We start from the raw sequence: 20,146 nt of genomic DNA, 5'->3' as shown, positions 1-20,146 counted from the left end.
TGGCAACGTTCAGCGTTTGGTGCTGCCACCAATCATCTTGGTGATCTCCACTGCTGCATTCCGCACCAGCGGCCCGATCTCCGTCAGGCGTTCGGGCGTCACCCTTGCCGTCGGCCCCGATACCGAAACGCCACCGATCGGTTCTCCGAATTCGTTGAAAATCGCGGCGGCAACGCAGCGCATGCCAAGGTTCCGTTCCTCGTCGTCAACGGACCAGCCTCTTTCGCGAATATCCTTCAGATCGAGCGCCAATGCGGGCAGGGTGGACAAGGTTTTCGCGGTAAAAGCTTCGAGCCCGGTCTTGCGGCTTATGGCGGCAACACGATCGCCGTCGAGATAGGCCAGCACGGCCTTGCCGATGCCGGAGGCATGAAACGGGCTGCGCGTACCCGGCCGGAAGAAGGCACGGATCGCCTGATGTGTCTCGACCTGGCTGACAAACACAACGCAGTCGTCTTCGGCCAGACCCAGATTGGCGGTCTCGCCGGTCTTTTCCATCAGCTCCTGCATGACGATGCGGGCACGGTCGACCAGCTTGCGCCTGCGCAGAAATGCGGCGCCCATGCGGTAGGTCTCCACACCGATCGACCAGAGCTGATCGGTTTTGTCGAACTCGACCATGCCGTGTGTTTCGAGTGTCGTCAGCATGCGGTAGGCGGTCGAGGCGGCGATGCCGGAAGCGTTGGCCACCTCCGAGAGCGACAGGCCGCTACCTTCCGCGACAATGGCAAGGATGCGCAGCGCGCGATCCAGCGATTGCACCTGCGCGGTGTCTGCAGGGGCGTTGAATGCGCGTGGGCGTCCGCGCTGGCGTTTTTCGGTTTGTTCCATATCCGCATTGTCGCCAAAACTGGCCGATCATCAATAAAAAATTTTTTCGAATTGCCGATAGCGATTTGATTGGAAAACGGAATCTTTTTTAAAATCAGTATGAAAGGGATAAATTTCAATAATGAAAAATTATTTTGGAAAAATTGAAAAATACGCGAGCCGCTGGCAGAGTCGGACCATTCGAACATCACCGTTTTGGAGGGCTCAGATATGGCCAGGATGCGCGCAGTCGATGCGGCGGTTCTCGTTCTCGAGAAAGAGGGGATCAAATGCGGCTTCGGGGTGCCGGGTGCTGCCATCAATCCGTTCTATTCGGCACTGAAGGCACGCGGCACCATTGGCCATGTCCTGGCGCGCCATGTCGAGGGAGCTTCCCACATGGCGGAGGGCTATACCCGTGCCAAGGCTGGCAATATCGGCCTGTGCATCGGCACCTCCGGTCCAGCTGGCACCGACATGATCACCGGCCTTTATTCGGCGGCGGCCGACTCTATTCCGATCCTGTGCATCACCGGCCAGGCGCCGCGTGCCCGTCTCACCAAGGAAGATTTCCAGGCCGTCGATATCGCCGCGATCGCTGGTCCGGTCGCCAAGTGGGCGGTGACGGTCATGGAGCCCTATCTGGTTCCGATGACGTTGCAGAAGGCTTTCCATCTGATGCGCTCGGGTCGCCCAGGCCCGGTTCTGGTCGACCTGCCGATCGACGTTCAGCTCGCCGAAATTGAATTCGACATCGACGCCTACGAGCCGCTGCCGCTGGCCAAACCCGCGCTGACCCGCGCCCAGGCGGAAAAAGCCCTGGCCATGCTGAACCAGGCCGAGAGGCCGCTGATCGTCGCCGGTGGCGGCATCATCAACGCCGACGCTTCCGACCTGCTCATCGAATTTGCCGAGATCACCGGCGTTCCGGTTGTTCCGACCCTGATGGGTTGGGGCACCATCCCCGACGACCACGCCCTGATGGCAGGCATGTGCGGCCTGCAGACTTCGCACCGCTACGGCAATGCGACCATGCTGGAAGCCGACTTCGTGTTCGGTATCGGCAATCGCTGGGCCAACCGCCACACCGGTTCGGTCGATGTCTACACCAAGGGCAGGAAGTTCATCCACATCGACATCGAACCAACCCAGATCGGCCGCGTCTTCGCGCCGGATCTTGGCCTTGTCTCCGACGCTGGTGCGGCGCTGAAGGCGCTGCTCGACGTCGCCACCGAGTGGAAGACGGCCGGCAAGCTGCGCGACTGGTCCGGTTGGGCCAAATCTTGTCAGGAACGCAAGAAGACCCTGAAGCGCAAGACCCATTTCGAGCAGGTTCCGCTGAAGCCCCAGCGTGTCTACGAAGAGATGAACAAGGCATTCCCGCGCGACACCACCTATGTCACCACGATCGGCCTCAGCCAGATTGCCGGTGCGCAGTTCCTGCATGTCTACAAGCCGCGCAACTGGATCAATTGCGGCCAGGCCGGCCCGCTCGGCTGGACGTTGCCGGCAGCGCTTGGTGTTCGCGCCGCCAATCCGGATGCTTTTATCGTTGCGCTGTCGGGTGACTATGATTTCCAGTTCATGATCGAAGAACTGGCGGTCGGTGCCCAGCACAAGCTGCCCTACATCCACGTCGTCGTGAACAACGCCTATCTCGGCCTCATCCGCCAGGCACAGCGCGGCTTCCAGATGGACTACGAAGTCAGTCTTGCCTTCGAAAACCAGAACAGGAAGGATGACCCGGAAGCAGGTTATGGTGTCGACCATGTCGCCGTCGCCGAGGCGATGGGCTGCAAGGCGGTTCGGGTTCGCAAACCGGAAGAGTTCGCCGGTGCCTTCAAGGAGGCCGAACGGCTGATGAAGGAGCATCAGGTTCCGGTCGTTCTGGAATTCATCCTGGAGCGTGTCACCAACATCTCCATGGGCACCGAGATCAACAACATCACCGAATTCGAGGAACTGGCCGAGAAAAACGAAGACGCTCCCACGGCGATCGTGCTGCTCGACTGAATCTGTTCCTGAAGTCGTTGACTCAATTTCCAAGGAAGTTCCGCTATGCCACGGTTTTCAGCCAATCTTTCGATGCTCTTCAACGAGCACGAATTTCTCGATCGCTTCGATGCGGCGGCCCGCGCCGGCTTCAAGGGGGTCGAATATATCGGTCCCTACGACCACACTCCCGAGGTGATCGCTGCCCGATTGAAGAAGAACGGCCTGACACAGGTCCTGTTCAACCTTCCGGTCGGGGACTGGGGCAAGGGCGAACGCGGTATCGCCGTGCTGCCGGACCGCATCCATGAGTTCCGACAGGGTGTTGCCAAGGCCATCGCCTATGCGCATGCGCTGGGTTGTGACCAGGTCAACTGTCTTGCTGGTATCACCCCGGCCGGCGTGTCGCAGCAGGCGCTCCAGAATGTCTTTGTCGAGAACCTCGGCTTTGCCGCCGAGAAGCTGGAGCAGGCCGGTATCAAGCTGTTGATCGAGCCGATCAACACCCGTGACATTCCCGGCTTCTTCCTGACCAACACCGGCCAGGCGCTCGATATCATCGAGCGGGTCGGCTCGAAGAACCTCTATCTGCAGTACGACATCTATCACATGCAGGTCATGGAGGGGGATCTCGCCCGGACCATCGAGGCCAATCTCGGCCGCATCGCGCATATCCAGCTGGCGGACAATCCCGGACGCAACGAGCCGGGGACGGGCGAGATCAACTATCCGTTCCTGTACGAGCATATCGACCGCATCGGCTATGCGGGCTGGATCGGCGCTGAATACAAGCCGAAGGCCGGCACCGAGGCTGGGCTGGGCTGGTTCCACGCTCTGATCGGCAAGGGCAGCGCCGCGGCCTGACCGCATCCTCTGGAAAATTTCTGCCTCCTCCAGCGGCGCGAGCCGGCTGGCGGGAAGACGACTGACTTCGAAAGGACAATGACAATGGAAAAGATCGGTTTCATCGGCCTCGGCATCATGGGCACGCCGATGGCGGGACATCTGCTCGACGCCGGCTATGAGGTCGTGACAACCGACCATTTCGCAAAGCCCGCGCCGGAGCTTTCCGCCAAGGGCATCAAGGTCGTGACCGGCAATGATGCGGTGGCGCGTGCGGCCGACATCATTATCCTGATGGTCCCGGACACTCCGCAGGTCGAGGATGTCCTGTTCGGCGGCAAGGGTGTCGCCGAGGGCCTGTCAAACGGCAAGCTGGTCATCGATATGAGCTCGATCTCGCCGATCTTCACCAAGGAATTCGCCGCCAAGGTCAAGGCGACCGGTGCGGACTATCTCGACGCTCCGGTTTCGGGCGGCGAGGTTGGCGCAAAGGCGGCTTCGCTCGCCATCATGGTCGGCGGCGAGGAGGCTTCGTTTGATCGCGCCAGGCCGATCTTCGACAAGCTCGGCAAGAACATCACCCTCGTCGGCCCGAATGGCTCCGGCCAGACGGCGAAGGTGGCCAACCAGATCATCGTCGCACTCACCATCGAGGCCGTCGCCGAGGCGCTGGTGTTTGCTTCCAAGGCGGGTGCCGATCCGGCCAAGGTGCGGCAGGCTCTGATGGGAGGCCTCGCCAATTCGCGCATCTTGGAAGTTCATGGCGAGCGCATGATCAAGCGCACCTTCGCGCCGGGTTTCCGCATCGAGTTGCACCAGAAAGACCTGAATCTCGCACTGGAAGGCGCCAGGTCGCTGGGTGTTGCCTTGCCCAACACCTCGACCACACAGCAGCTCTTCAACGCCTGCGCGGCCAATGGCGGCGCCAGGGATGATCACTCCGGGGTGGTCAAGGCGCTGGAGTTGATGGCCGGGCATCCTGTGGCCTGATCTTCAGGGAACCTCTCCCCGGGGCGCATTCTTCGGGATGCACCGTTTTTGAGGCCTGCCTTTGAAGCGTCTTCTGGTACTGCGTGCCCAGGAGGAGATGACGCCCGGCGGCTCTGGAGGAGTGGGTTCCCGATTGCGGTTCGGCTGGGAGCGGCGGACCGCCTCCAGATCCACCTCGTCGAGGCCATGTGCCGCGGCGAGGTGGATCTACCTACCATCGCCCACCTTGGCGGTTTCTCCGCTTTGACGAAGATTTCACGTTCAGGCGCAAGCCCTTGCCCTCGATCCCAACGCGAGGGCATTCTTTTTGGCGATACAGATCAGCCGAGGAATCGTCGCACCGCGTAGAGCGCCACCGCGGCAGCGTTGGAAACGTTGAGCGAGCGGATGGCTCCCGGCATGTTCAGCCTGGCCAATGCCGTCACTGTCTCGCGCGTCTTCTGACGCAGACCTTTGCCTTCGGCACCCAGAACCAGGGCAATCCTGTCGCCAGAGAAGGTTTTCTCAAGCTCTGCCGGCCCCTCCGAATCGAGGCCGATCGTCTGGAAACCCGCCTCATGCAGTTCATCGAGCGCCTCGGCGAGGTTCTTGACCTCGATATGGTCGATGTGCTCCAGCGCGCCGGACGCCGATTTTGCCAACACGCCGCTTTCCTGTGGGCTGTGACGCGCGGTGGTGATCAGGGCGCCGGCACCAAAGGCGACGGCAGAACGCAGGATGGCGCCGACATTATGCGGATCGGTGACCTGGTCGAGGACGAGCACCAGATTGCTGTCGCCAAGCGCATCGAGCCGTTTTGGTTTCAGCGGTTCGGCCTCGATCAGGACACCTTGGTGCACGGCGTCTGATCCCGTCAGCTTGTCGATATCGCGTGGTTCGACCAGTTCAGCCTTGAAGGGCAGGGTGGCGATGTCTGAAATCTCGAGCCGCTCCAGTGCGTTGCGCGTGACCAGCATGGAGCGGATGCGACGGCCGGGGTTGTCGAGTGCCGCACGCACCGTATGCAGTCCATAGAGCCGCACCAGCCCGTTTGCCGGGCCTTCGCCTGGCGCGACCTTCGGGCGTGGTCGGAAAGCAGGCCCGCCGCCGGTCTTTTCCTCGCGGTGCGCACGCCGCAGCCGCGCGTAGTGGCTGTCCTTCGGCGTTCCCTTCTTGGTGTCGTTGCTCATCAGGTGGCTCCGGCATCGTGCAAGCGCAATTTTAGTGCAGATGTCGCGGCTGTGTCCAAAAGTAAACCGGTATGTCGGCTTTTCTTTCGAGGGATTGCAGAATCCCGGCGGGGCCCTTGTTCCGGGATTGAAACAGGCCTGGCAATCGCCTGAAGCTTCGCAGGGCGGGCTGCATTTTACGCCTTTCATCTTAGCCGCGACAGGTTTGCGGAGGTTGGTTGGGAGCGGCTGCTGCTCCATATGAAGAAAATCATCCTGGTGGTTGCCGGCCGTGGTTGACAGGCCGAACCTCAACCGCCATAAGGCACCCGGTTTCCGGCCGGCCGATCCCACAACAGGGACAGGTCACGGTTAAGGGAGAATGTCCCGAGCGGCAAAGGGGGCGGACTGTAAATCCGCTGGCTACGCCTTCGTAGGTTCGAGTCCTACTTCTCCCACCACTTCTTTTTCATGAGAACAAGGTCGAATGGCCGCAAGGCAGCTGCCTTGTTCAGTCGGCCAAATTTCTTGTGGAACGGGCTTCCGGATCGCCGTCATCTCCTCTATGGATGCGGACGCAAAGCGGGTGTAGCTCAATGGTAGAGCAGCAGCCTTCCAAGCTGAATACGAGGGTTCGATTCCCTTCACCCGCTCCAGTCACTTCCATCATCTAGAAAATAAAGGCCGCGCGAAGCGCGGCCGATATCCTGTTTGCGATGGCGGCGCCTCCATGCGCGGAGACGCCAGAGCTGGCCGGCTAGAACACCGCCAGATATTTGAGCAGCGACACGATGCCGATCAGAATCACGATGATCTGCACGATTTGCCTGATGCGGCCGTCTAGCGGCAGCCGCTGCACGAGATAGAGCACGAGCACAATCACCAGGAAGGTGATCAGGATGCCGATCAGCATGGAAGAAGCCATGACAATTTCCTCATACGGTTGACTGGGGTCCGGTAAAGCGCTGGATCGGACCTACCAGTAGCCATCCCTGCCGTTGTGAGACCTGGCCAGGGCCATCCCTGCGAGCAGAGCCAATGCGCCAACCACCGCGACGACCGCCGTTGTGGCGCGCGGGTTCTCCCTCGCCGTCTCCGAAACGGAATGTGCCTGGCTACGCAGATGGCGCATGGCCCTTGCCGCGGTTGCCGAGGCGGTCCGGTAGGTATCATCGGCGTGATCGATGGCCTCGTCGAAGACCTCAGCTCCGCGCGCGGCCAGCGATTTGTTGAGCTTTGCGACCTCGCGGCGCAATTCCGCGAGTTGCCCTTCGAGGGCCGCCTGGATGTCTGTTCCGTTGGCGTGCGTCTGTTTGGATGTAGCGACCATTCCACACTCCTCTGATCGAGATACACAGCCGAAACGACGGAGGTGGACGGTTCGTTCCGAAATTGTGCAATCCGAGAAATAACGTTGCCTGACAACGCGTTACAAAGGCTGTTGGAGTTTTTGCTCGCTGCTGGCCGCAAGGAAAAACGCCGCCCTGGGAGAGTGGCGGCGTTTCGCGCGTTGATTCGAAAGCTGATGAGCGACGCAGGCTAGGCGCTGAGCTGTCCCCATTCCTGCGCCACCGTGAGCGCGGCGCGGTCGAGTGCTTCTTCGGTCAAGATACCCTTGTTGTGGGCAAAGCGCTCGAACGCGTCGCGAGCCTTTGCTGCAGGTTGCATGCGGGCGATGGCGTCGCGGCAGGAAGCGATTGCCGCCGCATGGTCGTCGTCGCGGGTGCCGTTCCATTCAAGCAACACGTCATAGGCTTCGAGCGCATTTTCGACATCGCGCGGAAAGCCGAGGCCCATGAAGATCGAAACGGGATTGTTGAAACGAAGGTCGGTCATGGAAGTCCGTCTCCTTGATGATGGCGCCTTTTTGGCTGGCCAAAAGGGGCAAGGAAATGGTCGGCCCCGTCACAAATGGAGACGCGATTGTGCAGATGCGTGATGGAATCGATTAAGTTCCTTTGCTGCGGCGGCAGCGCAGGACTCTCCGGAATGTCGCAGTCGGTGCGCAGGTCCGTCATTCAAATAAAAAACGGGCGCCGAAGCGCCCGTCTTCATCTGGCAAAAGTGCGAAACTCAGTTGCCGAACAACGATTCGAGTTGGTTGCGCGAGGGCACCTGACCGTTCGGCGTCAGCTTGTCGACAACGCCCGGCAGAGCGTTGGACAGTTGCTTCAGGAGCTCTTGTTCGTCGAGCCCGGTACGAGCCGCGATCTCACGGATCACCTGCGGACCAAGGGCTTTTCCGAGCGTGCCGGCATCGATCGACTGGTTCTGGCCGGTGCCAACCCAGGAATCGGCAACCTGACCGTGGCCGGCGTCCTTCAGCTTGTCGAGCAGGCCGCCAAGACCGCCGAGCAGGCCTCCGTCGGCGCCGGTGTTGTCGGGCGCGGCGGGCTCAGGCGCAGGCTGCTGCGCCGAACCGCCACCGCCGAGCATTTTGCCCACCAGCAGGGCGCCCAGCGCGATCATCAGGGGTTTGGTGATGTTGCCGCCTGGAACGGCGTTGTCGAACAATCCCATCGTGGATCTCCATTGTGAACAGTCCTGGCCCACTCAGTCCGGCCCACGCTGACAATTGACCCTCTCGACGACAATTTCAAGACGAGCTTGAGCTTTGGCGCGCGCTATGGAAATCTCAGCTTGCCTGGGGGCAAACGGAGCAGCGCAATGGGAATCATCAGCTGGATTATCCTCGGTGTCATCGCCGGCTTCATCGGCAGCAAAATCGTTAATAAGAGTGGTCAGGGCTTCCTGATGGATATCGTGCTCGGCATAGTCGGAGCGATTGTCGGTGGTGTGATCTTCAGCGCCTTCGGTGCTACCGGTGTCACCGGGCTCAATATCTACAGCTTGATCGTCGCCGTGATCGGTGCGGTCGTAGTTCTGTGGGGCTATCACGCCATCAGCGGTCGACGCGCCTAGCGCTTCGAACCAATAGAACTTGGAAAGGGCCGCAGACGACAAGTCGCGCGGCCCTTTCTTGATCGAGCGTTCGATCTCGGAAGCGCTTACTGACCCCAGATACCCTGGCCGTAACCGGGGTCAGGCATGGTGAAGGGATCCTGGTCGGTCGGCGAGACACGGGGTGTTGCAATCGGAGATGCAATCGAAGCCGTGGGTGTATGATCGACCTGTTCGACGACGTGGCGGTTTGCCTTCTTCACATAGGTTCCGTTGGCTGCGAAGGCACTGCCGGAAGCGGCAACCAGCAGCGCGGCTGCGGTGACAACGATCTTGTTCATGGACGAAAACTCCTTGATTTCAAACCCGTGCCTGGTTTCTGGAAGCAACCATCGGCGGGCATGACGGATATGTGCAGGTGCTTGGCCGGCTTCCAATCACGACATGATCGCGCGCCGTCACGAGATCGTGGATCGACCGTGAACGACGACGTCATTGGGGCCTCTTGTGAACTAGGTTTGAATTCCTACATTCGGGCAAATCCACTGCACTGATCCCACGCAGTCGATGCGTGCGGTTTCGACGCCAGCTACAAGAGGCTTGTGTTTTGCGGCCTTTGTCGCTAATCGCCGCGCATCCGACTGAACGTAGGTCCAGGCCGTCCAAGGAAAGAGACTATGGCAAAAGGTAAATTCGAGCGTACGAAGCCTCATGTGAACATTGGCACGATTGGTCACGTTGACCATGGCAAGACGTCGCTGACGGCAGCGATCACGAAGTACTTTGGCGAATACAAGCCTTACGATCAGATCGATGCGGCGCCGGAAGAGAAGGCTCGCGGCATCACGATCTCGACGGCGCACGTCGAGTACGAGACGCCGAACCGTCACTATGCGCACGTCGACTGCCCCGGCCACGCCGACTATGTGAAGAACATGATCACCGGTGCTGCCCAGATGGACGGCGCGATCCTGGTTTGCTCGGCCGCTGACGGCCCGATGCCGCAGACGCGCGAGCACATCCTGCTTGCGCGCCAGGTTGGCGTTCCTGCGATCGTTGTGTTCCTGAACAAGGTCGACCAGGTCGACGACGCCGAGCTTCTGGAGCTGGTCGAGCTGGAAGTTCGCGAGCTTCTGTCGAAGTACGAGTTCCCGGGCGACGACATTCCGATCATCAAGGGTTCGGCTCTGGCTGCGCTTGAAGATTCGGACAAGAAGATCGGTGAAGACGCGATCCGCGAGCTGATGGCAGCGGTCGACTCTTACATCCCGACGCCTGAGCGTCCGATCGACAAGCCGTTCCTGATGCCGATCGAAGACGTGTTCTCGATCTCGGGTCGTGGCACGGTCGTGACGGGTCGCGTCGAGCGCGGCATCGTGAAGGTCGGCGAGGAACTGGAAATCGTCGGCATCCGTCCGACCTCGAAGACGACCTGCACGGGCGTCGAGATGTTCCGCAAGCTTCTGGACCAGGGCCAGGCCGGCGACAACATCGGCGCGCTGCTGCGTGGCGTTGACCGTGAAGGCGTCGAGCGCGGCCAGGTTCTGGCCAAGCCGGGCACGGTGAAGCCGCACAAGAAGTTCAAGGCGGAAGCCTACATCCTGACGAAGGAAGAGGGTGGCCGTCATACGCCGTTCTTCACGAACTACCGTCCGCAGTTCTACTTCCGCACGACGGACGTGACGGGCATCGTCTCGCTGCCGGCCGGCACCGAGATGGTGATGCCTGGCGACAACATCACCGTTGACGTCGAGCTGATCGTGCCGATCGCCATGGAAGAGAAGCTGCGCTTCGCTATCCGCGAAGGCGGCCGCACCGTCGGCGCCGGCATCGTCGCTTCCATCGTCGAGTAATCGGCGATTTGATTGAACGAATGAAAAAGGCGGTCCTCGGGCCGCCTTTTTTGTTTTGCGAGGATGAAAGCGCTTGGGCGGGGCCGAGGGCCAAATCTGCCCGTCCGGCCAGCTTGCATCCTCTGCCGCGTTTCGAGACATTGCATCCCTTCATATCAGCAAGGGAAACGACGGCATGACCGCGGATGTACCCACGCTTTACGACTGGGCCGGCGGAGCCGACCGGCTCATCCGGATGACCTCGACCTTCTATGACAAGGTAGCGAAAGACCCTGTGGTCGGGCCGGTGTTCCAGAACATGTCGCCGGACCATCCCGCCCACGTAGCGGCCTTCATCGGCGAAGTCTTCGGCGGACCGAAGACCTATTCCGAGAAGCATGGCGGACATCGAGAGATGGTGATGCATCATCTCGACAAGCATCTGACCGAGGAGCAGCGCCGCCGCTGGATCAGTCTTCTGATGGATTCGGCGGATGAGGTGGGCGTGCCGGATGATCCGGAGTTCCGTTCGGCCTTCGCCGCCTATATCGAATGGGGCTCGCGGCTGGCGAAGATGAACTCCAATCTGGGTGCGACCTGTGATCCGGAGGAAGAGCCGATGCCGCAATGGGGCTGGGGCGTGCCGGGCGGGCCCTACAAACCACCAACCGGCTGAGGCATAATCGGCCGGAATTCAGGGAACAGGTCGGCCGATGGATACGACAATCGTTGCGCGGTGGCAGGAATGGGAAGGCGGCGGCACCCAGCACCTGGTGTTGAACCGCCGGCTCGACGGATTGTCGGTGGATGCGGTTGCTGTCTCCTCCGATCCGCATCCCTTCGCAGTGCGCTACAGGATCGCGATCGACACAGATTGGCTGACCCGTCGCGTGGAAGTCGCGTTGGTCGGTCGCGAGGATGATTTGGTGCTTGAAGCCGACGGCGCCGGGCATTGGACGATGAACGGCCGGTCGATGCCCGCGCTGGACGGCGCATTGGAGCCGGACCTGTCGGTCAGCCCGTTCACCAACACGCTTCCGGTGAAGCGGCTTCGCCTCGCCAAGGGTGCGAGCGCGGAAATCCGCACTGCCTACGTCTATGCACCGACGCTTGAGGTCTTTCCGGACCCTCAGCGCTATACCTGCCTGGAAGAGGGCAGACTCTATCTCTATGAGTCGCTGGACAGTGACTTCCGCCGCGAGGTCTCGTTCGACGAGCATGGTCTGGTCACGGAGTACCCGGGGCTGTTTCGCAGGCTTTTATGATCGAGCCGGCTTGCTGTGTGATTTGCACAAAAGCTGCTCTTTACAGACGGCACGGAAGCTTCTAGGAAGCGCCTGCCGCGCAGATGATGCGTCGCAACCTTAGGGGTATAGCTCAGTTGGTAGAGCGGCGGTCTCCAAAACCGCAGGTCGCGGGTTCGAGCCCTGCTGCCCCTGCCAGTTTCCCGAATTCCTTGAAAGCTCTGGCCTTGAAATGGCCGCAAGCCTTGCCATATGAGCATTTTTCGGGCATAAGGGCGCCCATAGCCGGGACGGAACGACTGGATGGTTCCGATGCGGCGTTTGGTCATAAAGCGGAAGCTTGCCACTTGCGTGGAACAAGAATCGGTTTTATGTAGACACGACAGACACGCGGCGCGTGGAGCTGGGAAGCCAGCTTTGCGCGTCTGATTTGCATGGATCGAAGGCTTGCTGATTCGGCTTGATCTTCGGTTCTGCGGCACGTCCCGGCCGGCGGGATCATCCAGGAGATCCGGTCAACGGGTCTTGAAAGCAGAGCGGACATGGCGTCGAAGACAACCAATCCTTTCGTCTTCCTTCAGCAGGTGAGGGCGGAGACCGCCAAGGTCACCTGGCCTTCCAGGCGGGAAACGATGATTTCGACGGTCATGGTCCTGGCCTTCGCGGCGATTGCCATGATTTTCTTCTTTGCTGCCGACCAGATCATGGGTCTGGCGGTCGAGATGATCCTCGGCATCGGCAAGTAAGACCACCACGACGGGGATAATTGATAGATGACTGCGCGGTGGTACATCGTTCACGCTTATTCGAACTTCGAAAAGAAGGTCGCTGAGGACATCGAAAACAAGGCCAAGCAGAAGGGCCTGTCGGAGCGTATCGAGCAGATCGTGGTGCCGACCGAAAAGGTTGTTGAGGTTCGTCGCGGCAAGAAGGTCGATGCTGAGCGCAAGTTCTTCCCCGGCTACGTGCTGATGAAGGCTGATCTGAACGATGCGGTGATTTCGCTGGTGAAGAACACGCCGCGCGTTACTGGTTTCCTCGGTGAGGACAAGCATACGGCCAAGCCGATGTTCATCACCGAAAAGGAAGCCGAGCGCATCCTGCATCAGGTGCAGGAGGGTGTTGAGCGGCCGAAGCCGTCGGTCACTTTCGAGATCGGCGAGCAGGTGCGGGTTTCGGACGGGCCTTTCGCCTCGTTCAATGGTTTCGTCCAGGAAGTGGACGAGGAGCGTGCCCGCCTCAAGGTGGAAGTTTCGATCTTCGGGCGCGCTGTGCCGGTCGATCTCGAATTCGGTCAGGTCGAAAAGGGCTGATCGGTTCTCGCTCTCCTGCGGGAGGGCGAGAGGGTGGCGCGCTCGGCGCTGCCATGAACGGTGGGAGGTAAGGGCGGCTTAGCCGGCCGAACGAACCGAACCACCAGACTGCAACCGCCGGCGTCTTCCTGAAGTTCGGGAGCCGGCATGACTGAAGGCAGGAAAGAGTATGGCTAAGAAAATAGCGGGCCAGCTCAAGCTCCAGGTTGCCGCGGGTTCTGCGACTCCGTCGCCCCCGATCGGCCCGGCGCTTGGTCAGCGTGGCATCAATATCATGGAATTCTGCAAGGCGTTCAACGCGCAGACGCAGGAGCTGGAGAAGGGTTCGCCCATTCCGGTCGTCATCACCTACTATCAGGACAAGTCGTTCACCTTCGTCATGAAGACGCCCCCGGTGAGCTACTTCCTGAAGAAGGCCGCCAACCTGAAGTCGGGCTCGAAGGAGCCGGGCAAGGTGAAGGCTGGCACGATCGCCCGCGACAAGGTGCGCGAGATCGCCGAGAAGAAGATGAAGGACCTGAACGCCAACGACGTGGAAGCAGCAATGCGCATGGTCGAAGGCTCCGCCCGTTCGATGGGCCTGGAAGTGGTGGGCTGAGACGATGGCAAAGATTGCAAAGCGTGTAGCCAAGACCCGCGAAGGCATCGACCCGAACAAGGCCTATGGCCTGGGTGAGGCCCTGCAGATCCTCAAGGATCGCTCGAAGGTGAAGTTCGACGAGACCATCGAGATCGCCATGAACCTCGGCGTTGATCCGCGTCACGCCGACCAGATGGTTCGCGGCGTGGTCAACCTGCCGAACGGCACGGGCAAGAACGTGCGCGTCGCCGTGTTCGCGCGTGGCGACAAGGCTGAAGAAGCCAAGGCCGCTGGTGCCGACATCGTTGGTGCCGAGGAACTGGTGGACATCGTCCAGAAGGGCACGATTGATTTCGATCGCTGCATCGCCACGCCGGACATGATGCCGCTGGTCGGTCGTCTGGGTAAGGTGCTCGGCCCGCGTGGCATGATGCCGAACCCGAAGGTAGGCACCGTCACCGCTGACGTCGCCGCTGCCGTCAAGGCATCGAAGGGCGGCGCGGTCGAGTTCCGTGTCGAGAAGGCAGGCATCGTGCATGCTGGCATCGGCAAGGTGTCGTTCGACGTCAAGGCGCTGGAAGAAAACATCCGCGCTTTCGCCGATGCGGTCACCAAGGCCAAGCCGACCGGCGCCAAGGGCAACTACGTCAAGAAGGTGTCGGTCACCTCGACGATGGGCCCCGGCTTGAAGCTGGACGTCGCCACCCTGGCGGTGGCCTGAAGTATTGAAAGGCAGGTTGGCGCCTGAAGCGCCGGCCTGCCTGAAGAATTCCGGCCCTCGTGCAAGCGGGGGCCGGATGCCGGAAATCGAAAGAGATCCGGCATCCTGTCCGAGATTGCAGGCGGCCTAGTCCCGAAAGGGCGGACCTTAATCGGAATGGCCTGCATGAGACGGGGTAGGACCCGACACCGGAGCCTGGGCTCCATGGAAGGTTCGAACCGTGTTTGCCTTTTGTCTGCGCACCGCGCCGGGGAAACCCGTCAGGTGTGGCGAAAGGGGGCAGGATCCTCGAGCGCCGTTCGGGAGATCTGGATTTCTGGATAGCCCGCCCGGCAAAAGGCAACCCGACCGCTGTTCCCGCAAATGGGAAAAGTGGTCAACTGGAGATAGGCAGTGGACAGAGCGGAAAAACGCGAACTCGTCACGGACCTGAACGACGCCTTCAAGGGCGCCGGCTCAGTGGTCGTGGCCCACTATGCCGGTATCACCGTCGCGCAAATGAACGATCTTCGCACGAAGATGCGTCAGGCCGGCGGCACCGTCAAAGTCGCGAAGAACCGCCTCGCCAAGATCGCTCTTCAGGGCACGGAATCCGAAAGCATCATCGATCTGTTCAAGGGACAGACGCTGGTCGCCTATTCGGATGATCCGATTGCGGCACCGAAGGTCGCCTCCGATTTCGCCAAGGGAAATGACAAGCTGGTCATTCTCGGCGGCGCAATGGGTACGACCTCGCTCAATGCCGACGGTGTGAAGGCGCTTGCCTCGCTGCCGTCGCTCGACGAGCTGCGCGCAAGGCTGGTTGGCATGATCGCCACCCCGGCAACCCGGATCGCCCAGATTGTCAATGCGCCGGCGGCTTCGGTCGCGCGCGTCATTGGCGCTTATGCCCGGAAGGACGAGGCGGCGTGAGGCCGTTCCTCATCACAACAACACGTTCGAACCTTATAAAGGAATATCAAAATGGCTGATCTCGCAAAGATCGTAGACGACCTCTCGAGCCTGACCGTCCTCGAGGCGGCTGAACTCTCGAAGCTCCTGGAAGAGAAGTGGGGCGTTTCGGCTGCCGCTCCGGTGGCTGTTGCTGCTGCTGGCGGTGGTGCCGCTGCTGCTGCTCCGGCTGAGGAGAAGACCGAGTTCGACGTCATTCTTGCTGCCTCGGGCGACAAGAAGATCGAAGTCATCAAGGAAGTGCGCGCCATCACCGGCCTGGGCCTCAAGGAAGCCAAGGACCTGGTCGAGGCCGCTCCGAAGCCGGTCAAGGAAGGCGTCAACAAGGCTGACGCCGAGAAGATCAAGGCCCAGCTGGAAGCAGCCGGCGCCAAGGTCGAACTGAAGTAATTCAGGGTTTCGGTGGACGGCACATGCCGTCCACCGGTCCTGAAGGACGTTGTGGAAACCTCTTTCCTGAAGGCCGAAATGCGGCTTTCAGGAAACGGGTTTTCAACCGTTCTGGCCCGGCGTCGGAAGGCGAAGGGTACCCGTAGGGACCGCCATGCGGAGGCGGTCGAGAATTGCAAGGCAGGTCGAGGCGAATGCCTGCCCCAAGAGCTAGCCAAGGAGCGACGATGGCCCAGACGCAGACTTTCAATGGCCGCAGACGCGTACGCAAGTTCTTCGGAAAGATCCCGGAAGTTGCGGAGATGCCGAACCTGATCGAGGTTCAGAAGGCATCTTATGATCAGTTCCTGATGGTGGACGAGCCGAAGGGTGGCCGTCCTGACGAAGGGCTGCAGGCCGTTTTCAAGTCGGTGTTCCCGATTTCCGACTTTTCCGGCTCTTCGATGCTGGAATTCGTCAAGTATGAGTTCGAAGCGCCGAAGTTCGACGTTGACGAGTGCCGTCAGCGCGACCTGACCTATGCCGCGCCGCTCAAGGTGACGCTGCGCCTGATCGTGTTCGATATCGATGAGGATACCGGCTCGAAGTCCATCAAGGACATCAAGGAGCAGGACGTCTACATGGGTGACATGCCGCTCATGACCATGAACGGTACCTTCATCGTCAACGGCACCGAGCGCGTCATCGTCTCGCAGATGCACCGTTCGCCGGGCGTCTTCTTCGACCATGACAAGGGCAAGTCGCACTCGTCGGGCAAGCTTCTGTTTGCCGCGCGCGTCATCCCTTATCGCGGTTCGTGGCTCGACATCGAGTTCGACTCGAAGGACGTCGTGCACGCCCGTATCGACCGTCGTCGCAAGATCCCGGTGACGTCGCTGCTGATGGCGCTCGGCATGGACAGCGAAGAGATCCTGTCGACGTTCTACAACAAGATCACCTACAAGCGCACCGGCGACCATTGGCGCATCCCGTTCAGTGTCGACCGTTTCCGCGGCCTCAAGGCCGTCAACGATCTGGTTGACGCCGACACCGGCGAGATCGTTGTCGAGCAGGGCAAGAAGATCACCGCCCGCCAGGCACGCCAGCTGGCCGAGAAGGGTCTGAAGGCGATCAAGGCGGTCGATGAGGATCTGCTTGGCAGCTATCTGGCTGAAGATATTGTCAACTATGCCACTGGCGAGATCTTCCTCGAGGCCGGCGACGAAATCGACGACAAGACCCTCAAGGTCCTGCTCGGTACGGGCGAGACCGAAATCCAGATTCTCGACATCGACCACATCAATGTCGGTGGCTACATCCGCAACACGCTCAACATCGACAAGAATGAGAGCCGCCAGGATGCGTTGTTCGATATCTACCGGGTGATGCGTCCGGGCGAGCCGCCGACGCTTGAAACCGCCGATGCGATGTTCAATTCGCTGTTCTTCGACAGCGAGCGCTACGATCTGTCGGCTGTTGGCCGCGTCAAGATGAACATGCGTCTGGAACTCGACGCCGAGGACACCGTGCGCGTGCTGCGCAAGGATGACATCCTCGCCGTCGTCAAAACGCTGGTCGAACTGCGCGATGGCAAGGGCGAGATCGACGACATCGACAATCTCGGCAACCGTCGCGTGCGTTCGGTCGGCGAGCTGATGGAGAACCAGTATCGCGTCGGCCTGCTGCGCATGGAGCGCGCGATCAAGGAACGTATGTCCTCGATCGAGATCGATACGGTCATGCCGCAGGACCTGATCAACGCCAAGCCCGCGGCTGCCGCCGTGCGCGAGTTCTTCGGTTCTTCGCAGCTGTCGCAGTTCATGGACCAGACCAATCCGCTCTCCGAGATCACGCACAAGCGTCGTCTCTCGGCGCTTGGACCTGGCGGTCTGACCCGCGAGCGCGCCGGCTTCGAAGTCCGCGACGTGCACCCGACGCATTACGGCCGCATCTGCCCGATCGAAACGCCGGAAGGCCCGAACATCGGTCTGATCAACTCGCTGGCCACCTTTGCCCGCGTCAACAAGTACGGCTTCATCGAGAGCCCGTACCGCAAGATCGTCGAAGGCAAGCTGACCGAAGAGGTCGTCTATCTGTCGGCAATGGAAGAGGCCAAGCACTACGTCGCCCAGGCCAACGCCGAACTCGACAAGGAAGGCCGTTTCGTCGACGAATTCGTCATTTGCCGTAACGCCGGCGAAGTGATGATGGCGCCGCGCGAAAACGTCGACCTGATGGACGTGTCGCCGAAGCAGATGGTGTCGGTTGCCGCCGCGCTCATCCCGTTCCTCGAGAACGACGACGCCAACCGCGCGCTGATGGGCTCGAACATGCAGCGTCAGGCCGTGCCGCTGGTGCGCGCCGAGGCTCCGTTCGTCGGTACCGGCATGGAGCCGATCGTGGCCCGTGACTCAGGGGCTGCCATCGCGGCTCGCCGCACCGGCATCGTCGACCAGGTGGACGCGACCCGTATCGTTATCCGCGCCACCGAAGATCTCGATCCGGGCAAGTCCGGTGTCGACATCTACCGGCTGATGAAGTTCCAGCGCTCGAACCAGTCGACCTGCATCAACCAGCGTCCGCTGGTGAAGGTGGGCGATCCCATCGAGAAGGGCGACATCATCGCTGATGGTCCTTCGACCGATCTCGGCGATCTGGCGCTCGGCCGCAACGTGCTCGTCGCGTTCATGCCGTGGAACGGCTACAACTACGAGGACTCGATCCTTCTGTCCGAACGCATCGTCGCCGACGACGTCTTCACCTCGATCCACATCGAGGAGTTCGAGGTCATGGCGCGCGATACCAAGCTCGGGCCTGAGGAAATCACCCGCGACATTCCGAACGTTTCGGAAGAAGCGCTGAAGAACCTCGACGAAGCCGGCATCGTCTACATCGGTGCGGAAGTGCAGCCGGGCGACATCCTGGTCGGCAAGATCACCCCGAAGGGCGAGAGCCCGATGACGCCGGAAGAGAAGCTTCTGCGCGCCATCTTCGGTGAAAAGGCGTCCGACGTTCGCGACACCTCCATGCGCATGCCGCCCGGAACCTTCGGCACCGTCGTCGAAGTGCGCGTCTTCAACCGCCATGGCGTGGAGAAGGACGAGCGCGCGATGGCGATCGAGCGCGAGGAGATCGAGCGTCTGGCCAAGGACCGCGACGACGAACAGGCGATCCTGGATCGCAACGTCTACGCACGTCTGTCCGATGTGCTCATCGGCAAGGAGGCTATCGCCGGGCCGAAGGGCTTCAAGAAGGGCTCGACCCTGGCCAGGGAAACGCTGGACGACTATCCGCGTTCGCAGTGGTGGCAGTTCGCCGTGGAGAACGAAAAGCTCCAGAGCGAGCTGGAAGCCCTGCGCGGCCAGTACGACGACTCCAAGAAGGCGCTCGAGCAGCGCTTCATGGACAAGGTCGAGAAGGTGCAGCGCGGCGACGAGATGCCTCCAGGCGTCATGAAGATGGTCAAGGTCTTCGTGGCCGTGAAGCGCAAGATGCAGCCGGGCGACAAGATGGCCGGCCGTCACGGCAACAAGGGCGTGGTCTCGCGCATCGTTCCGGTCGAGGACATGCCGTTCCTCGAGGACGGTACGCATGCCGATATCGTGCTCAATCCGCTGGGCGTGCCTTCGCGCATGAACGTCGGCCAGATCCTGGAGACGCATCTTGGCTGGGCCTGTGCTGGCATGGGCAGGAAGATCGGCGAACTGATCGAAGCCTATAAGGGCGGTGGCGATATCAAGCCGCTGCGCCAGACGATCGAGCAGATCATCCCGGCCAACGACCGCAACGAGCCGGTCCGCGAGTACGACGACGAGTCCATCGTTCGCCTCGGCGAGCAGATGAAGCGCGGCGTCTCCATCGCGACCCCGGTGTTCGACGGTGCGCATGAGGTCAACATCAACGAGATGCTGGAGCAGGCTGGCCTGCACACGTCCGGCCAGTCTCAGTTGTATGATGGCCGCACGGGTGAGCCTTTCGACCGCAAGGTGACCATGGGCTACATCTACATGCTCAAGCTTCACCACCTGGTCGACGACAAGATCCACGCCCGTTCGATCGGCCCGTACTCGCTCGTTACCCAGCAGCCGCTGGGCGGCAAGGCGCAGTTCGGCGGTCAGCGCTTCGGCGAAATGGAGGTCTGGGCTCTGGAAGCCTACGGCGCCGCCTACACGCTGCAGGAAATGCTGACCGTGAAGTCGGACGACGTGGCTGGTCGTACCAAGGTCTACGAAGCGATCGTCCGTGGCGACGACACCTTCGAAGCGGGCATTCCCGAGAGCTTCAACGTTCTCGTCAAGGAAATGCGCTCGCTGGGCCTCAACGTCGAGCTCGAGAACACCAAGGTCGAGAACGGTTCGCAGAGCCTGCCGGACGCGGCCGAGTAACACGGCATATAGCGGGCGTGGATACTTCCACGCCCGCCTGAGATTTTCCGGCTCAAACCGGGTTTCG

21 protein-coding genes and 3 tRNA genes are annotated in these 20,146 nt (G+C 60.9%); 17 read left to right on the top strand and 7 right to left on the bottom strand.

The window, feature by feature from the left end; genetic code table 11:
• Positions 1 to 9 precede the first annotated feature (9 nt).
• Positions 10 to 831: an HTH-type transcriptional regulator BhcR gene (gene bhcR, locus ACFWYE_RS05735; RefSeq protein ID WP_379072309.1), complete on the bottom strand. Its 822-nt coding sequence runs from the start codon at positions 829 to 831 to the stop codon at positions 10 to 12.
• A gap of 210 nt (positions 832 to 1,041) precedes the next feature.
• Between bhcR and gcl the strand changes: the two genes are divergently transcribed.
• From gcl to ACFWYE_RS05720, 3 genes are all read left to right on the top strand, one after another.
• Positions 1,042 to 2,823 carry a glyoxylate carboligase gene (gcl, locus tag ACFWYE_RS05730; protein WP_379110128.1) on the top strand — a complete coding sequence of 594 codons (1,782 nt, stop codon included), beginning with the start codon at positions 1,042 to 1,044 and terminating at the stop codon, positions 2,821 to 2,823.
• Positions 2,824 to 2,868: 45 nt separating this feature from the next.
• Positions 2,869 to 3,666: a hydroxypyruvate isomerase gene (hyi, locus tag ACFWYE_RS05725; protein WP_379110127.1), complete on the top strand. Its 798-nt coding sequence runs from the start codon at positions 2,869 to 2,871 to the stop codon at positions 3,664 to 3,666.
• Positions 3,667 to 3,750: 84 nt separating this feature from the next.
• Positions 3,751 to 4,635, top strand: coding sequence for a 2-hydroxy-3-oxopropionate reductase (locus ACFWYE_RS05720; RefSeq protein ID WP_379110125.1), 885 nt, complete (start codon positions 3,751 to 3,753; stop codon positions 4,633 to 4,635).
• A gap of 320 nt (positions 4,636 to 4,955) precedes the next feature.
• Here the strand turns inward: ACFWYE_RS05720 and ACFWYE_RS05715 are convergent, their stop codons facing one another.
• Complete coding sequence (locus ACFWYE_RS05715; RefSeq protein WP_379110124.1) at positions 4,956 to 5,804, bottom strand: TrmH family RNA methyltransferase; 849 nt, start codon at positions 5,802 to 5,804, stop codon at positions 4,956 to 4,958.
• A 355-nt stretch (positions 5,805 to 6,159) separates the two neighbouring features.
• Here ACFWYE_RS05715 and ACFWYE_RS05710 point away from each other — a divergent pair.
• Together ACFWYE_RS05710 and ACFWYE_RS05705 are read left to right on the top strand one after the other, a co-directional pair.
• Positions 6,160 to 6,244, top strand: a tRNA-Tyr gene (locus tag ACFWYE_RS05710).
• A gap of 121 nt (positions 6,245 to 6,365) precedes the next feature.
• A tRNA-Gly gene (locus ACFWYE_RS05705) sits at positions 6,366 to 6,439 on the top strand.
• A gap of 101 nt (positions 6,440 to 6,540) precedes the next feature.
• On the opposite strand, the gene ACFWYE_RS05700 is transcribed toward ACFWYE_RS05705, so the two are convergent.
• The 4 genes from ACFWYE_RS05700 to ACFWYE_RS05685 all read right to left on the bottom strand — a co-directional run bounded on the left by ACFWYE_RS05700 (position 6,541) and on the right by ACFWYE_RS05685 (position 8,303).
• A complete protein-coding gene (locus ACFWYE_RS05700; RefSeq protein ID WP_379110123.1) occupies positions 6,541 to 6,708 on the bottom strand; it encodes a Thivi_2564 family membrane protein in 168 nt (55 codons plus the stop codon).
• A gap of 51 nt (positions 6,709 to 6,759) precedes the next feature.
• Complete coding sequence (locus tag ACFWYE_RS05695; RefSeq protein WP_379110121.1) at positions 6,760 to 7,113, bottom strand: hypothetical protein; 354 nt, start codon at positions 7,111 to 7,113, stop codon at positions 6,760 to 6,762.
• A gap of 209 nt (positions 7,114 to 7,322) precedes the next feature.
• On the bottom strand, positions 7,323 to 7,619 hold the full coding sequence (locus tag ACFWYE_RS05690) for a DUF982 domain-containing protein (RefSeq protein WP_379110120.1): 297 nt from the start codon (positions 7,617 to 7,619) through the stop codon (positions 7,323 to 7,325).
• 237 nt (positions 7,620 to 7,856) lie between these two features.
• Positions 7,857 to 8,303 (bottom strand): YidB family protein, encoded by a 447-nt coding sequence (locus tag ACFWYE_RS05685; protein WP_379072292.1) that lies wholly within the window; start codon positions 8,301 to 8,303, stop codon positions 7,857 to 7,859.
• Between the two features lie 147 nt (positions 8,304 to 8,450).
• On the opposite strand from ACFWYE_RS05685, the gene ACFWYE_RS05680 reads away from it, so the two are divergent.
• Positions 8,451 to 8,705 (top strand): GlsB/YeaQ/YmgE family stress response membrane protein, encoded by a 255-nt coding sequence (locus ACFWYE_RS05680; protein ID WP_129415677.1) that lies wholly within the window; start codon positions 8,451 to 8,453, stop codon positions 8,703 to 8,705.
• Positions 8,706 to 8,791: 86 nt separating this feature from the next.
• Here ACFWYE_RS05680 and ACFWYE_RS05675 read toward each other — a convergent pair whose 3' ends face one another.
• Positions 8,792 to 9,025 (bottom strand): hypothetical protein, encoded by a 234-nt coding sequence (locus tag ACFWYE_RS05675; RefSeq protein ID WP_379072289.1) that lies wholly within the window; start codon positions 9,023 to 9,025, stop codon positions 8,792 to 8,794.
• A 336-nt stretch (positions 9,026 to 9,361) separates the two neighbouring features.
• Between ACFWYE_RS05675 and tuf the strand changes: the two genes are divergently transcribed.
• The 11 genes from tuf (at position 9,362) to rpoB (ending at position 20,079) form a co-directional block, all read left to right on the top strand.
• Entirely contained in the window at positions 9,362 to 10,537 is a 1,176-nt protein-coding gene (tuf, locus tag ACFWYE_RS05670) for an elongation factor Tu (RefSeq protein WP_379072248.1), read from the top strand.
• 175 nt (positions 10,538 to 10,712) lie between these two features.
• Positions 10,713 to 11,192 carry a group II truncated hemoglobin gene (locus ACFWYE_RS05665; protein ID WP_379072286.1) on the top strand — a complete coding sequence of 160 codons (480 nt, stop codon included), beginning with the start codon at positions 10,713 to 10,715 and terminating at the stop codon, positions 11,190 to 11,192.
• Positions 11,193 to 11,229: 37 nt separating this feature from the next.
• A complete protein-coding gene (locus ACFWYE_RS05660) occupies positions 11,230 to 11,781 on the top strand; it encodes a putative glycolipid-binding domain-containing protein (protein ID WP_379110118.1) in 552 nt (183 codons plus the stop codon).
• 101 nt (positions 11,782 to 11,882) lie between these two features.
• Positions 11,883 to 11,958, top strand: a tRNA-Trp gene (locus tag ACFWYE_RS05655).
• A gap of 344 nt (positions 11,959 to 12,302) precedes the next feature.
• Entirely contained in the window at positions 12,303 to 12,506 is a 204-nt protein-coding gene (gene secE, locus ACFWYE_RS05650; RefSeq protein WP_054314107.1) for a preprotein translocase subunit SecE, read from the top strand.
• Between the two features lie 27 nt (positions 12,507 to 12,533).
• Positions 12,534 to 13,073 (top strand): transcription termination/antitermination protein NusG, encoded by a 540-nt coding sequence (gene nusG, locus ACFWYE_RS05645; protein ID WP_054314106.1) that lies wholly within the window; start codon positions 12,534 to 12,536, stop codon positions 13,071 to 13,073.
• A 169-nt stretch (positions 13,074 to 13,242) separates the two neighbouring features.
• A complete protein-coding gene (gene rplK / locus ACFWYE_RS05640; RefSeq protein ID WP_101934581.1) occupies positions 13,243 to 13,671 on the top strand; it encodes a 50S ribosomal protein L11 in 429 nt (142 codons plus the stop codon).
• A 4-nt stretch (positions 13,672 to 13,675) separates the two neighbouring features.
• Positions 13,676 to 14,374: a 50S ribosomal protein L1 gene (gene rplA, locus ACFWYE_RS05635; protein WP_379072278.1), complete on the top strand. Its 699-nt coding sequence runs from the start codon at positions 13,676 to 13,678 to the stop codon at positions 14,372 to 14,374.
• 393 nt (positions 14,375 to 14,767) lie between these two features.
• Positions 14,768 to 15,286, top strand: a complete 519-nt coding sequence (gene rplJ, locus ACFWYE_RS05630) for a 50S ribosomal protein L10 (protein ID WP_379072275.1) — start codon at positions 14,768 to 14,770, stop codon at positions 15,284 to 15,286.
• A 51-nt stretch (positions 15,287 to 15,337) separates the two neighbouring features.
• Positions 15,338 to 15,715 (top strand): 50S ribosomal protein L7/L12, encoded by a 378-nt coding sequence (gene rplL / locus ACFWYE_RS05625; protein ID WP_379072272.1) that lies wholly within the window; start codon positions 15,338 to 15,340, stop codon positions 15,713 to 15,715.
• A 227-nt stretch (positions 15,716 to 15,942) separates the two neighbouring features.
• The gene (gene rpoB / locus ACFWYE_RS05620; RefSeq protein WP_379072269.1) at positions 15,943 to 20,079 is read left to right on the top strand and encodes a DNA-directed RNA polymerase subunit beta; all 4,137 of its coding nucleotides are present in this window, start codon (positions 15,943 to 15,945) and stop codon (positions 20,077 to 20,079) included.
• Positions 20,080 to 20,146: the final 67 nt, after the last annotated feature.

This window comes from Mesorhizobium sp. NPDC059025 (assembly GCF_042739655.1).
Taxonomy (GTDB): domain Bacteria; phylum Pseudomonadota; class Alphaproteobacteria; order Rhizobiales; family Rhizobiaceae; genus Mesorhizobium.
This window is presented reverse-complemented; position numbering and strand designations above follow the sequence as displayed.